10 protein-coding genes are annotated in these 13,892 nt (G+C 69.6%); 6 read left to right on the top strand and 4 right to left on the bottom strand.

Going from position 1 to position 13,892, the window contains the following annotated elements; translation table 11 throughout:
* Positions 1 to 57 precede the first annotated feature (57 nt).
* The gene (locus tag F4554_RS26190; RefSeq protein ID WP_179790043.1) at positions 58 to 840 is read left to right on the top strand and encodes a type III pantothenate kinase; all 783 of its coding nucleotides are present in this window, start codon (positions 58 to 60) and stop codon (positions 838 to 840) included.
* Between the two features lie 30 nt (positions 841 to 870).
* Here F4554_RS26190 and F4554_RS26185 read toward each other — a convergent pair whose 3' ends face one another.
* Both F4554_RS26185 and F4554_RS26180 read right to left on the bottom strand, forming a co-directional pair.
* Positions 871 to 1,200, bottom strand: a complete 330-nt coding sequence (locus tag F4554_RS26185) for an STAS domain-containing protein (RefSeq protein WP_179790042.1) — start codon at positions 1,198 to 1,200, stop codon at positions 871 to 873.
* A gap of 78 nt (positions 1,201 to 1,278) precedes the next feature.
* The gene (locus F4554_RS26180; protein ID WP_179790041.1) at positions 1,279 to 2,004 is read right to left on the bottom strand and encodes a glycerophosphodiester phosphodiesterase family protein; all 726 of its coding nucleotides are present in this window, start codon (positions 2,002 to 2,004) and stop codon (positions 1,279 to 1,281) included.
* A 204-nt stretch (positions 2,005 to 2,208) separates the two neighbouring features.
* On the opposite strand from F4554_RS26180, the gene lysS reads away from it, so the two are divergent.
* The 3 genes from lysS (at position 2,209) to F4554_RS26165 (ending at position 7,626) form a co-directional block, all read left to right on the top strand.
* Positions 2,209 to 3,723, top strand: coding sequence for a lysine--tRNA ligase (gene lysS / locus F4554_RS26175; RefSeq protein WP_179790040.1), 1,515 nt, complete (start codon positions 2,209 to 2,211; stop codon positions 3,721 to 3,723).
* A gap of 335 nt (positions 3,724 to 4,058) precedes the next feature.
* Entirely contained in the window at positions 4,059 to 4,397 is a 339-nt protein-coding gene (locus tag F4554_RS26170) for an Lsr2 dimerization domain-containing protein (RefSeq protein ID WP_179790039.1), read from the top strand.
* A 727-nt stretch (positions 4,398 to 5,124) separates the two neighbouring features.
* Complete coding sequence (locus F4554_RS26165) at positions 5,125 to 7,626, top strand: ATP-dependent Clp protease ATP-binding subunit (RefSeq protein WP_179790038.1); 2,502 nt, start codon at positions 5,125 to 5,127, stop codon at positions 7,624 to 7,626.
* Positions 7,627 to 7,735: 109 nt separating this feature from the next.
* On the opposite strand, the gene F4554_RS26160 is transcribed toward F4554_RS26165, so the two are convergent.
* Together F4554_RS26160 and F4554_RS26155 are read right to left on the bottom strand one after the other, a co-directional pair.
* Entirely contained in the window at positions 7,736 to 10,420 is a 2,685-nt protein-coding gene (locus F4554_RS26160; RefSeq protein ID WP_179790037.1) for a polysaccharide lyase 8 family protein, read from the bottom strand.
* Positions 10,421 to 10,606: 186 nt separating this feature from the next.
* Positions 10,607 to 11,509 carry an A/G-specific adenine glycosylase gene (locus tag F4554_RS26155; protein ID WP_179790036.1) on the bottom strand — a complete coding sequence of 301 codons (903 nt, stop codon included), beginning with the start codon at positions 11,507 to 11,509 and terminating at the stop codon, positions 10,607 to 10,609.
* Between the two features lie 125 nt (positions 11,510 to 11,634).
* Here F4554_RS26155 and F4554_RS26150 point away from each other — a divergent pair, with 125 nt between their 5' ends.
* Both F4554_RS26150 and F4554_RS26145 read left to right on the top strand, forming a co-directional pair.
* Positions 11,635 to 12,387: a hypothetical protein gene (locus tag F4554_RS26150; RefSeq protein WP_179790035.1), complete on the top strand. Its 753-nt coding sequence runs from the start codon at positions 11,635 to 11,637 to the stop codon at positions 12,385 to 12,387.
* Positions 12,388 to 12,667: 280 nt separating this feature from the next.
* Positions 12,668 to 13,831, top strand: a complete 1,164-nt coding sequence (locus tag F4554_RS26145; protein ID WP_179790034.1) for a Gfo/Idh/MocA family protein — start codon at positions 12,668 to 12,670, stop codon at positions 13,829 to 13,831.
* Positions 13,832 to 13,892 lie beyond the last annotated feature (61 nt).

Below are 13,892 nucleotides of genomic sequence, written 5' to 3'. Positions count from 1 at the left end.
CCCTACCGAATCGCCACCGAATCGCCGCGGATCATCGAGGACGGAGAGGCCCGGCCCATGCTGCTCGCTGTCGACGTGGGCAACACCCACACCGTGCTCGGCCTGTTCGCCGGTACCCGGCTGGTCGAGCACTGGCGGGTGTCCACCGAGGACCGGCGGACCGCCGACGAGCTCGCGGTGCTCGTTGCCGGGCTGCTCGCCGGGCACACCGGTGAGGAGGGCGTGACGGGGGTCGCGGTCTGTTCGACCGTGCCGACGGTCCTGCACGAGCTCCGGGAGATGGTCGCGCGTTACTACGGCGAGGTACCGAGCGTCATCGTCGAGCCGGGCGTACGAACTGGCGTACCCGTCCTGATGGACAACCCCCGCGAGGTGGGCGCGGACCGGATCGTGAACGCGCTCGCGGTGTACGAGCAGTTCGGCACCGCCGCCATCGTCGTCGACTTCGGCACCGCCACGACGTTCGACGTGGTGAGCGAACGCGGGGAGTACGTCGGCGGGGCGATCTCTCCCGGGATCGAGATCTCGCTGGAGGCGCTGGGCCGCCGGGGCGCGCAACTGCGCCGGGTCGAGCTCCTCCGCCCGCGCACGGTCATCGCCAAGAACACGGTCGAGGCGCTGCAGTCCGGTGCCGTCTACGGCTTCGCCGGCCAGGTCGACGGGCTGGTGACCCGCATGATCGACGAGCTCGGTCTCGACCCGGAGGCCGTCACGGTGGTGGCCACCGGAGGACTGGCTCCGGTCGTGGTCGAGCAGTGCCACACGGTGAACGCACACGAGCCGTGGCTCACGCTGCACGGCCTGCGGCTGGTCTTCGACCGCAACCAGCCCGCCGGCTGATCCTTCCCCGGCTGATCCTTCCCCGGCTGGTCACCGCGAGCCGGACATGATCGGCTGGTGCGGCCAGTGCGCGGCCTCCAGCGCCCGCCTGGTCTGCTCGTTGACCATGGCCAGTGCTACGTCGTGGCCCCGCCGCTCACCCTGGCGGACCAGGGCGGACAGGAAGCACAGGCCGGCGTCTTCCAGAGCCGTCACCTCCCGGACGTCCACTATCACCCGGTCGTGGCCGTCGATGTCGACGAGCAATGCGATCTCCTCGACCCCCACGTCCAGCCGCGGGCGGAGCGCCTGGTCGATCCGGCCATGCAGATGGACCAGGATCTCCCGGTCTCCGTGGTCGTGGATCTCGATGTCGCCCATGGGGTTTCGTACCTCCTCCCGGCAGTCGGCAGGCACCCCCTGCCCACCACGCTACGACGGACGACCGAGGCGCCGGAGTCAGCGAGCCGCCGGGCGCGCGGCCAGGAGGTCGGCCACCTCCGGAACCTCGGCGAGGGACGTACGGAGCAGGTCGGGAAAGTCGGAGGTGACGCTGGCGATCCCGAGTCGCAGCGCGTGCAGCAGGCGGTCGGCGTCGTTGGCCGGCCAGCCGATGACCTCGAGTCCCCGCCGATCGCACTCGCCGACGAATTCCGCGTCGAGGTGGGCCAGGCCGAGGCAGAGTACTTCGACACCGACTTCGCGGGCCTTGTCGAGGAAATCCTGTGGTGCGCGGGAGGAGATGAGTCCGGTGCGTACGCCGGAAAAGTAGTCCCGGACGTCGGCGATGACGTCGACGGAGAATGAGGTGACGGTAACCCGGTCCAGCAGTTTCCGGTCGCGAATTGTGTCCACGGCGGCACGGCCCGCAGCGAACGCCTTGATCTCGGCCTGAATCGGTATGTCCACCGCATCGAGGACCTCGTCGAAGGTCGGGATGGTTTCTCCCAGGCCGGCGTCGAGTTCCTTGAGTTCGGCCAATGTCAGGTCGGCGACGTTGCCGTTTCCGTCGGTGGTCCGGCTCACGTCTCCGTCGTGCAGGATCACCAGGTGGCCGTCGCGGCTGACCCACAGGTCGAGTTCGATGGCGTCGGCACCTTCGGCGACCGCGCGGCGAAATGATCGCAGGGTGTTCTCGGGTTCGAGGCCCATGGCCCCGCGGTGTCCGATGAGCGTGAAGGTCACTGCGTCCGTCCTGTCCGTTCGGATTCGTTCGTCGTTCGGCGTTCGGTGAGATGCGTACGAACGGTGTACCTGGGTGTATCGGAGCCTCTCACGGAACGTCGCGACGGGACCGGAAGGCCCGCGGGTGACCCGTCGTCGGAGACGAACTTTTTGCCGGCACCCCAACAAAGGGGAGAACCCCCGCACCCCATAATCTTGTGAGCCATGACCGAGACACCGGCGACAAACCCCGCCCGAGAGGAAGACGATCTTCCCGAGCAGATGCGGATTAGGCGGGAGAAGCGTGAGCGCCTGATCGGTCGCGGGGTCGACCCCTATCCGGTCTCGGTAACCCGAAGCCACACCCTTGCCGAGTTGCGTTCGGCCTACCCCGACCTTCCGGTCGACCACGCCACCGGTGACACGGTGACGATCGTGGGCCGGGTCATTTTCTCGCGGATCGCCGGCAAGTTGTGTTTCGCCAGACTGCGTGACGGTGACGGCACCGAGGTCCAGGCGATGATCTCCCTCGACCGGGTGGGCGAGGATTCCCTCGCCGACTGGAAGGCCACCGTCGACATCGGCGACCACGTGGGCGTCGAGGGCGAGGTCGTCACCAGCCGCCGGGGTGAGCTCTCGGTCGCGGCCACCCGGTGGTTCGTGGTTTCCAAGGCGTTGCGCCCGCTTCCAGTCGAGCACAAGGACCTCTCCGACGAGTCCCGGGTTCGCCAGCGTTATCTCGACCTCATCCAGCGCCCGCGTGCGCGCGAACTGATGCTGGCCCGCTCGACCGTGGTCACCTCGATTCGGCGCACCTTGATCGATCGCGGTTATCTCGAGGTCGAAACCCCGATCCTGCAGGCGATCCACGGCGGTGCGGCCGCGCGCCCGTTCGCCACGCACTTCAACGCCTTCGACCGGGAGTACTACCTCCGCATCGCCATCGAGCTCTACCTCAAGCGGCTGGTTGTCGGCGGCGCCCACAAGGTCTTCGAGATCGGCCGCAATTTCCGGAACGAAGGCATCGACTCCACGCACTCCCCGGAGTTCACGATGCTGGAGGCCTACGAGGCCTACGGCGATTACCACACGATGGCCGAGCTCGTCCGTACTCTCGTCGTCGACGCGGCCAGGGCGCTGGGGTCGACCGTCGTACCGGACGGACGTGGCGGTGAGATCGACCTGGAAGCCCAGTGGCACTGGCTGCCCATTCACGAGGCGGTCTCCGCGGCGGTCGGAACAGAAGTGACGCCGGACACCACCGAAAAGGAACTCCGCGACCACGCCGCTCGTTTCGACGTCGAGTTGCAGCCGGGGTGGGGGGCAGGCGAGGTCGTGCTCGAACTCTTCGAGAAGTTGGTCGAGCACACGCTGATCGAGCCCACATTTGTGTGCGACTATCCCGCAGAGGTTCGTCCGCTGGCCCGCCCGCACCGCAAGGATCCCCGATTGGCAGAGGCGTTCGACCTCGTCGCCGCCGGCGTCGAGTTGTCCCCGGCCTATTCGGAGTTGGTCGATCCCGTCGAACAACGCGAGCGGCTGGTCGAGCAGTCCGTACGCGCGGCCGGCGGAGACGTCGACGCGATGCAACTCGATGAGGATTTCCTCCGCGCCCTCGAATACGGCATGCCGCCGACCGGTGGGATGGGGATGGGAATCGACCGGCTGGTCATGCTCCTCACCGGTGTCCGCTCCATTCGCGACACCATCCTCTTCCCTCTGGTGAAGCCCGACGTGTGAGTCGTGACGCCAACCGTGCAGGGCAATACGCAAGGCGCGGTTGGCAGTCCGGTTGGGCGCCGGCAGTAGGCCAGGTCGGCAGTACTGAGCCCGCACTACTGTGCCCGCACTACGCTGCTATCCGGTCGTACTCTGCTCGGTCTCTGTTCGTACTCGGCTACGTCTCTGCCCCGGTGTTCGCCAGGTCTTCATTGGCGGTGCCCGCTGCGATTGCGGCGTGGCGCGGCGTGAGCAACTGACTTTTGCGCAACTGGCGCTTATTCCATGTTTGCCCGGGCAGGTCGCTTGGCTCTATTGTTGTCACCAGCCCCCTAAATTCTGAGAAGGGAACAGCAGTGGCGACGAAGACCAACGTCGTTCTCATCGACGACCTCGATGGTTCCGAGGCCGAGGAGAGCGTGAAGTTCGGCCTGGACGGTGTGTCCTACGAAATTGACCTGTCCACCAAAAATGCGACCAAGTTGCGTAACGCCTTCGCCACCTATGTGGGTTCGGCTCGTCGGGTCGGTGGCCGCGCCGCCCGCGGTCGGGCCGGCCGTCCGGCCGGCGGATCGGCCCGCAAGCCGGAGACCGCCGAGATCCGGGCGTGGGCGCGTGACCAGGGATACGACGTCAGCGATCGCGGCCGCATCCCGGCCGAGATCATCGAGGCCTACCAGAAGGGCCGGCGCTAGTCCGGCGACGGCGGCTCCCGCCGGCTCGGGCCGTTCAGGCCGGACGAGCAGGCATGATCCGCCACCAGCCGACCGCACCACACCGTCGATGACCATGTCGCCACGGTCCTCAGGTACGCCGTCGGTGTAGGTGTGCCGCACTGGCTCCGAGCCCGGCTCTCGGCGCAGACCCCCGGGGATTCGTCCCCGGGGGTCTCGTCGTGCGTGTCGATCCGAGTCCGGCTGCGGCCCGCCTGCCGACTGCCTGCCACGGTCGCTTCCGCCTGTTTCGGACAGTGACAGGTCGTCACGTACCGTCGCCTGGTTCGTCCTCTTCTGTTCGCCCTACTTCCGGCACTCCGTCCGGGGCCTTCCGTGGGACTCCCCACGGGCACTCGTTCCGGACGGTCCCGTGGGTGTTCCGTGCCGGGGCCCGGGTAGGGTCCGTCCGAGCCCGGCCACATGAGGCCATGCCCGGGCCGGACCAGGACCCGCCCGTTGCGGTATGGCCGGTCCGCCCCATTCCCGGCGTTCGCTTCGGGCGTAACGCCTCGCCAGCGGGCCCGGCATGGAACACAGTGGTAGGTCGACGAGTTACACAGTTACGTACTGCTCACCGCTCGCCGGCAGTTCGATCCCCACTCGCAACATGGTGGGAGGAGGCTGTGTCGGGAGCGGGGACTAGCATGAAACGCAGGGGCCGGGTAGATCCGGACTCCCACGCCGTCTCCAGCCCGGGGAGCGAAAGATGTTCGAAAGGTTCACCGACCGCGCGAGGCGGGTTGTCGTCCTGGCCCAAGAAGAGGCCCGGATGCTCAGCCACAACTACATCGGGACCGAGCACATCCTCTTGGGCCTCATCCACGAGGGTGAGGGCGTCGCCGCCAAGGCGCTCGAGAGCCTCGGTATCTCGCTGGAGGCTGTGCGCGCCCAGGTCGAGGAGATCATCGGCCAGGGTCAGCAGGCACCCAGCGGGCACATCCCGTTCACGCCGAGGGCCAAGAAGGTCCTCGAGCTGTCGTTGCGTGAGGCCCTCCAGCTCGGTCACAACTACATCGGCACCGAACACATCCTGCTCGGTCTCATCCGCGAGGGTGAGGGCGTGGCCGCCCAGGTGCTGGTGAAGCTCGGCGCCGACCTCGGCCGGGTCCGGCAGCAGGTGATCCAGCTGCTGTCCGGTTACCAGGGCAAGGAGACCGCAGGCGCGGCAGCCGGTGCCAGTGGCGAGGGTTCGCCGCAGGGATCGCTCGTTCTCGACCAGTTCGGGCGCAACCTCACCCAGGGTGCGCGCGAGGGCAAGCTCGACCCGGTGATCGGGCGCGAGAAGGAGATCGAGCGGGTCATGCAGGTGCTGTCCCGCCGCACCAAGAACAACCCCGTGCTCATCGGCGAGCCCGGCGTAGGCAAGACCGCCATCGTCGAGGGTCTCGCCCAGGCGATCGTGCGCGGAGACGTGCCCGAGACGCTCAAGGACAAGCAGATCTACACCCTCGACCTGGGTGCCCTGGTCGCGGGCTCGCGCTACCGCGGTGACTTCGAGGAACGCCTGAAGAAGGTGCTCAAGGAGATCCGCACCCGCGGTGACATCGTGCTCTTCATCGACGAGTTGCACACCCTGGTGGGTGCCGGCGCGGCCGAAGGCGCGATCGACGCGGCGAGCATCCTCAAGCCGATGCTGGCCCGGGGTGAGCTGCAGACCGTCGGCGCCACCACGCTCGACGAGTACCGGAAGTACCTCGAGAAGGACGCCGCGCTGGAACGCCGCTTCCAGCCGATCCACGTCCAGGAGCCCTCGATGGCGCTCACCATCGAGATGCTGAAGGGCCAGCGCGACCGTTACGAGGCACACCACCGCGTGACGATCACCGACGCGGCGATCGTGGCGGCTGCACAGCTTTCCGACCGCTACATCTCCGACCGGTTCCTGCCGGACAAGGCCATCGACCTCATCGACGAGGCCGGTTCGCGGCTGCGCATCCGCCGGATGACGGCACCGCCGGACCTGCGCGAGTTCGACGAGCGGATCGCCAACGTCCGCCGCGACAAGGAAGCGGCCATCGACGCTCAGGACTTCGAGCGGGCCGCGTCGCTGCGTGACGAGGAGAAGAAGCTCATCGCGCAGAAGGCCGAGCGGGAGAAGCAGTGGAAGGCCGGCGACATGGACGTCGTCGCCGAGGTCGACGAGGAGCTGATCGCGGAGGTCCTGTCCACCGCGACCGGCATCCCGGTCTTCAAGCTGACCGAGGAGGAATCGCAGCGCCTGCTCCGCATGGAGGACGAGCTGCACAAGCGCTACATCGGCCAGGAGGACGCGGTTCGCGCGCTGTCCAAGGCGATCCGGCGTACCCGTGCCGGTCTGAAGGACCCGAAGCGTCCCGGTGGATCGTTCATCTTCGCCGGCCCGTCCGGAGTCGGTAAGACCGAGCTGTCCAAGGCGCTGACGGAGTTCCTGTTCGGTGACGAGAACGCGCTCATCCAGCTGGACATGAGCGAGTACTCCGAGAAGCACACCGTCTCGCGGCTGTTCGGTTCCCCGCCTGGCTACGTCGGCTACGACGAGGGCGGACAGCTCACCGAGAAGGTGCGCCGCAAGCCGTTCTCCGTCGTGCTCTTCGACGAGGTGGAGAAGGCCCACCCGGAGATCTTCAACTCCCTGTTGCAGATCCTCGAGGAAGGCCGGCTCACCGACGCGCAGGGTCGGGTGGTCGACTTCAAGAACACCGTGATCATCATGACCACCAACCTCGGCACGAAGGACATCGCCAAGGGCGTCAACCTCGGCTTCACTCAGTCGAAGGACGCCGGCGGCTCCTACGAGCGGATGAAGTCGAAGGTCCAGGAAGAGCTCAAGCAGCACTTCCGGCCGGAGTTCCTCAACCGGGTCGACGACATCATCGTCTTCCCGCCGTTGACCGAGGAGCAGCTCGTCGACATCGTCGACCTGCTGATCGCGAAGGTCGAGGAGCGGCTGCGCGACAAGGACATGGGCATCGAGCTGACGCAGCCCGCCAAGCTCCTGCTCGCCAAGCGCGGCTACGACCCGGTGCTCGGCGCCCGGCCGCTGCGGCGGACGCTGCAGCGCGAGATCGAGGACACGCTGGCGGAGAAGCTGCTGTACGGCGAGCTCACTCCCGGCCAGATCGTGCTCGTCGACGTCCAGGGCGAGGGCAAGGAGGCGACGTTCACCTTCACGGGTACGTCCAAGGCTCCGGTCCCCGACCTGCCGACGATCGAGGCCAGCACCGAGTAGCAAGCGGGTAGGCAGCACCGAGTAACCGCTCCACGGGCATCGAAGGGGGCGGCCGCGCACAGCGGCCGCCCCCTTCGTGTGTCCGCAAGCGGGTCGGCTCGGACGGGTTTCAGGGGCGCAGGCGGGCGAACAGCCGCTGCGCTCCGTCGTCCAGCACGGTGGCCGCCTCAGGGCTGACACCGTGGCCGCGCAGAGCGGCGATCTTGCGCCGCAGGGCCCACAGCTGGGCGTGAGCCGGGCGGTCGCGTTCGGCCAGGTCCGCGAGGGACTCCAGGGCCTGGCTCAGGGCATTCCGGGCGTTCGGCGCCACCTCGGTCGCGTCCATCCCGGCCAGGACCCGCTGCAGGTCCGGGACGCTCCAGGGGCGGTAGGCGGCCCGCAGGCCGCGGCTGGTGCCGTTGGCTCCGCTGAGGGTCACCTCGACGGTCAGCGGGTCCAGCGAGATCACCCGTACGCCCTCGTCCGCGGCCAGCACCCTGCTCGCCGGCACCCCCACGCTGACCCAGGCCTTCGCGACGGAGCGGGTCGGATCGGACACCGCGAGCCCGACCTCCTCGTCACCCTCCTGCACCACCACGCCGGCCGGTGCCCTGGTGGACACGATCGACGCGGCGCCGAGTGGCGCCCACACGTTCACGCCGAGCACGCCGGAGTCCAGCGCTCGTACGGCCTGGACGCGGGAGGTGTTCGCGATCACCGCGGTCCCGGGCCGTTCGGCGTACCGACTGGTCGTCCCCGCGTCGGCGGTCGGCAGCAGGACGTAGGCGTAGGCTGCCTCGTCGGGATCCACACCGTGGTCGAGCCAGAGCGTGAAGTAGTCGCGGGGGAGCGGGGTGTCGTCCTTCCAGGACGGGTGCTGGGTGATGTCGGACCAGCGGCCCACCCGGTGCTCGCGTTTCAGGTGCGCCCGGACACCGTCGGGGAAGACGTACCCGCCCGTTCCGGCGAGGTGGACCCACCGGGCGGCCGGCACCGTGGTCTCGTCGCCGAGGCCGGGCACCGCGGTCGTGCCGTTCACCACCACCGCCTCGGTCCCGGTCGCCAGCCGGCGGTTCTCCACCACCGTCTCCACCCGGCGGCCGTCGTGTGCGGTGATGCCGGTGCCCAGCGCGACCACCTCGTCGTCGAAACAGAACCACGACCTCCGCGAGACCAGCGAGCTGCCCTGCGAGCGCAGCCACATCCCGGCCGCGGTGTAGCGGTCGGCGAGCGTGGTGCCGCCCACCCAGTCCTGCGGGTTGAGGTAGCCGCGGCCCTCCATCGGGGTCCGTTCGCGCACGTCGACGGTCGTGCCGGGGATCCGGTAGGGGTCCACCGTGGGCCAGAACGCGTCGTTGTAGTGGTCGACCTGGTGGTCGTAGAGGTAGGTGGCGCCGTCCGCGGTGAGCCAGCCGCGGAGATTCTCGTCGTTGATGGACTCGAAGTTCGCGATCCGCCGGGAGTACATCGAGATGCCGTACGCCCAGTTCGTACGCCGGTGCACCACCCGGTCCATGGCGGCGAAGACGTGGCTGGTCACCAGCGGCCCACGTCGGGGCACGGACTCGTCGGCGAGGAGCGTGCGCGCCTGCAGGAGGGCCGGGACGCTGCGCCCGGCCAGCGGGTCGTCCTGGGTGTCGGCCAGGATCCACTCCTTCAGCATCGGCCCGAGCCAGGCCCTGGTCCCGGCCGGCGCGGCCACCCACAGGCCCAGAGCCGCGTCGACCGCGGCGTGCCCGGCGTGGTGGTCCTGCTCGTTGTAGCGGGCGATGACCCGGCCGCTGGCCAGGTCCATCAGCCCGCCGTGCCAGATCAGCGGGTCGTAGGCGTCCCGGATCCACTCGTACACGATCGGGTCGCTGACCGCGAACGGCGTACCCGCGACCCGCTGGAAGATGCCCGGCAGCGTGGCCACCAGGCCGACGCCGTAGGAGCCGTTGTAGGGGTAGTGGTCGTGCTGGATGAACGACCCGTCGCGGTGGAAGCCGTCGCCTGAGTCGGCGTACGCCAGCACCGGCGCCAGCCCGTCCACCCCGAGCCGCACCGCCGCGGCGTCCCCGGCGAGGATGCCGCGGCCGATCACCACGTCGGCGGTGAGCACCCGGTTGGCCGCGGTGGCGATGGGCTCGGGCGTGTAGTTGGCCACCGCCCGGGTGTAGGCGCCGATCTGGTCCGCGCTCAGGTGGTCGTAGACCAGCACCGCCGCGAGGTTGAAGGGCTGCGGCCCCGAGATCATCCACTCGAACCAGTTGCCGATGATCTGCCCGTCCTCGCGGTAATAGTGCGCGACCATCCAGTCCATCGCGGCGATCACGTCGGCGAGCAGCTTCGGGTCGCCGTAGGTGTCGGTGCCGGGGGTGGCCCAGCCGAGCGCCATCCGGGACAGTCGGCCGAACGAGATCGAGATGGCGAACGAGATCTGCACCTCGAGCCGGGCGTCCGGCCACAGGTACGCCCGGTCCGCCCCGGTTTCCATCGTCGACCACCACTGGTGCGCTTCCGCGGCGAGTTGGGCGAGGCCGGGGGCGATCGCCGGGTCTGCCGGGTCGTAGTCGCTGCCCACGTAGGCAGCCCGCCACTGGGCGCGCATCCGGGCGAAGTCGTCGTCGGCGGCGGCCGATTGCGCGGCGCCGGCGGCCGTGACGGCAGCGACGGTGGCCGAGGCCCCATCCGCCGCGGTGGTGCCGGCCCGGGCCGGGTGGGCGCTCCCCAGGCCCATCAGGCCCGTACCGGCGAGGAGCGCGCCGAGGTGGAGCGCATGTCGTCGGGACAACGGGACGTGCCGGGGACTCTCGGGGTTTCCCGCGTCGTTCAAGGTCGGTCTCCGTTCGTCGTTCGGAGCGTCGGCGAGCCGGTGGCTCGACCTGGACGACCTTCGTGTCTAGGCGCGGATGTGGACGAAGTGAAGGAAACCGGGCGAGATCGGTCGACCGAAAACCGCCAGGCGTCAGAGTCAGAACCCGGGCGTCAGGGCGTGTGCGAGGGCGTCAGGGCGTGGGCGTCAGGGCGTGGGCGGGAACACCGGCGCGCTGACCGGGAGCCGGAACGTCCCGTCCGCCAACGGCTCCACCAGTCCGTCGGCGACCAGTGTGTCGAGGGCGCGTTCGCGTTGGGGTGCCGCGGACCAGACGGCCTCCAGGTCAGATCGGGTGACCGGCCCGCTGGCCTCGCGCAGCACCCGCAGCAGCCGGCCACGGCACTGCCGGTCCGTCCCGTCGTAGGACTGCCGGCGGCGGGGCGGTCCGTCGTACGCCGGCTGACCGGCGAGCCGCCATGCGCACTGGCGCCGGATCGGGCAGTCCGCGCACCGCGGGCCGGCCGCGGTGCACACCAGCGCGCCGAGCTCCATCGTGGCCACCGCCCATCGGGCGGCGGTCGCGGGTTCGTCGGGCAGCAGGGTGAGCGCGGTGCGGCGTTCGACGGCGGTGGTCGCGGTGGGCGGGTACTGCACGCCGTCGACCGCCCGGGCGAACACCCTGCGCACGTTGGTGTCCAGGACGACGTGCCGGCGGCCGAACGCGAACGACGCGACCGCGGCGGCGGTGTAGTCGCCGATGCCGGGCAGGTCGCGAAGCTCGTCGTAGTCGGAGGGAACCTCGCCGCCGTGCCGCCGGCTGATCGTGGTCGCTGCGGCGTGCAGTCGCAGGGCGCGGCGCGGGTAGCCGAGCCGGCCCCACTGGCGTACGGCCTCACCGGGCTGGTCCGCGGCCTGCGCGCGCGGCGTCGGCCAGCGACCGAGCCACGCGGCGTGCGCCGGCAGCACGCGACTTACCGGCGTCTGCTGCAGCATCACCTCGCTGACCAGCACCGACCACGGCGAGGCGTCCGGCCGGCGCCAGGGAAGGTCACGGGCGTTGGTGGCGTACCACGCGAGAACGGGAGTGTGCAGCGGCGACTTCGGCATGGCGGTTCCGATCCTGCCACGGGTACGGCAGCCGTACCTGCCGGCCGTACCCGCCCGCGGTACCCGGTCACGTCGACGCGGCGTGGGAACCCGGACATCCCGCGGCCGGCAGTTAGCCTCCGCCTATGATCCGCCCGCTGCTACGTCCTGTCGGGCCGTTGCCTGCTTCGGCGTACTGGCTTCGGCGCGGTGTCCTGCTCGCCGTGGTCGTTGCGCTGGTGTGGGCGCTGGTGGCGTTGTTCACTCCGGACGGGCCGAGTCGTGGCACCGCGCAGGGCGCACCGACGGCCGGTCCCACGCCGTCGCCGGGACCGACGATCGGGCCTACCGGCGGCGCGGACAAGGGTGGCCAGGTGGAGCGTACGCCGGCGTCGAACGGCAAGCCGTCCGAGACGCCCTCGCCGTCACCAACCGCCTCGACGTCTCCGAAGCCGTCGGAGACACCGACCCGCGAGGCGAGCCCGAAGCCCACACCCGGCAAGTCCGCCCGGCCGGTCGCCTGTGAGCCGGGTTGGCTCGGTGTGAAGGCCGAGGTGAACCAGAGCCCGGTCGAGGCCGGCAAGCCGGTGGTGGTCACCGTACGACTGCTCAACAGCGGATCGGACCCGTGCCGGCTGACGATCGACTCCACGACGCTGCGCGTGCTCGTCACCTCCGGCAGCGACCACATCTGGGACACCGCCGACTGCCGCGGTCTGCCCGAGGTGCCGGTCGTCCTGAAGGCGAAGGAGGAGCGCAACCTCGCCGTGCGCTGGCCGGGAGTGCGCTCCCGCGCGGGCTGCCCGAGCGGGCAACCCGCGGCGAAGCCCGGCTACTACGCGGCGGCCGTCACCGTCGGCGGGGTGGGCCCGGTCCGTACGCGCTTCCGCCTCAGCTAGGGGTCTGCCTGGCCGGCAAGTTCTTCGCCGGCCGATTCTTCGCCGAGCGCTGTCCGAAGCCGACGTTCAGAGCGGCTGTCGTGGGCGACCGGTTCCTGAGATTGCCCTGACGCGCTCGTGACACTGCGGGTGCGGGGTACTAGCGTGCCCATCAGCGCCTGCACAAATTCGCCTGTCGTTCCGCCGTTCCGCACAGCTTTGCGCAAGCCGCTCGGGGCGGTGGTGAGACTTCTCGGCGAGCGGGCGCATCGGCCGGGGACAACGAACGGAGTGGCACAGCATGGCGGACCTTGCGATCGGCGTGATCGGCTACGGGCTGCGGGGCAGCCTGGCACGGCACGCGCACCGGCCCGGCGAAGGCTCGAAGCTGGTCGCGGTGTACGACCCGGACGTCGCGGCACATCAGCGGTTCCGCGAGGCGTTCGGCGCGGACCTCGCCGCCACGACCGACCTGGACGAGTTCCTCAAGCTCGACCTCGACGCGGCGTTCGTGCTCAGCCCCGACTTCCTGCACGAGGAACACGCTCTCGCCCTGCTCGACGCCGGCATCCCGGTCTACCTCGAGAAGCCGATGGCGATCACCACCGAGGGCTGCGACCGGCTGCTGCGAGCCGCGCAGAAGAACGGCGGCCGCCTCTACCTCGGCCACAACATGCGGCACATGCCGTTCGTCCGGGAGATGAAGAAGCTGATCGACTCCGGCGCGATCGGTGAGCCGAAGGTCGCGTGGTGCCGGCACTTCGTCGGCAACGGCGGCGACTTCTACTTCGGCGACTGGCACGCCGAGCGCAAGTACGGCACCAGCCTGCTGCTGCAGAAGGGTGCGCACGACCTCGACGTCCTGCACTGGCTGTGTGGCTCCTACGCCAGCGAGGTCACCGCGATGGGCGACCGGATGGTCTACGGCGCCGACCAGGGCGGCGAGGAGGACCCGTGGTGGCAGGGCGAGCGCAACCTCAAGCGCTGGCCGCCGAAGTCGCTCACCGGGCTCAACCCGAAGATGGACGTCGAGGACGTCTCGATGATGACGATGCGGCTGCAGAACGGCATCCTGGCGTCGTACGAGCAGTGTCACTTCACGCCCGACTACTGGCGCAACTACACGATCATCGGCACCGAGGGCCGGATCGAGAACTTCGGCAACGGCGAGCCCGGCACCGTGATCCGGTTGTGGAACCAGCGCCACGACTACGCCGCCCAGGGCGACCACGAGGTGTCCCTCGGCGAGGAGACCGGTGGGCACGGCGGCGCGGACCCGCGGATCGTGGCGGAGTTCCTGCGCTACGTCCGCGAGGGCGGGCAGACCGACACCTCGCCGGTTGCCGCGCGCTACGCGGTGGCGGCCGGGTGCGCGGGTGCTGAGTCGCTGCGGTCGGGGAGCAAGCCGGTACGCGTGCCCGAGGTCGCCTCGGAGGTCACGGCGTACTTCGACGACCAGGCCTGAGGTCGGGGTCGGCCGACGTCGGCCGGGCCCGACTTCGGGGCACGACTCCGAAGCCGCCGCC

The sequence above is a fragment of the Actinopolymorpha rutila genome (genome assembly GCF_013407855.1).
Taxonomy (GTDB): domain Bacteria; phylum Actinomycetota; class Actinomycetes; order Propionibacteriales; family Actinopolymorphaceae; genus Actinopolymorpha; species Actinopolymorpha rutila.
Note: the sequence above shows the minus strand (reverse complement) of the source record. Positions and strands in the feature narration are given on the sequence as shown.

Coding starts and splice junctions, on each gene's coding strand:
- F4554_RS26190 (WP_179790043.1), top strand. CDS start 58: ATGCTGCTCGCTGTCGACGTGGGCAACACCCACACCGTGCTCGGCCTG.
- F4554_RS26185 (WP_179790042.1), bottom strand. CDS start 1,200: ATGGGCGACATCGAGATCCACGACCACGGAGACCGGGAGATCCTGGTC.
- lysS (WP_179790040.1), top strand. CDS start 2,209: ATGACCGAGACACCGGCGACAAACCCCGCCCGAGAGGAAGACGATCTT.
- F4554_RS26165 (WP_179790038.1), top strand. CDS start 5,125: ATGTTCGAAAGGTTCACCGACCGCGCGAGGCGGGTTGTCGTCCTGGCC.
- F4554_RS26155 (WP_179790036.1), bottom strand. CDS start 11,509: ATGCCGAAGTCGCCGCTGCACACTCCCGTTCTCGCGTGGTACGCCACC.
- F4554_RS26150 (WP_179790035.1), top strand. CDS start 11,635: ATGATCCGCCCGCTGCTACGTCCTGTCGGGCCGTTGCCTGCTTCGGCG.
- F4554_RS26145 (WP_179790034.1), top strand. CDS start 12,668: ATGGCGGACCTTGCGATCGGCGTGATCGGCTACGGGCTGCGGGGCAGC.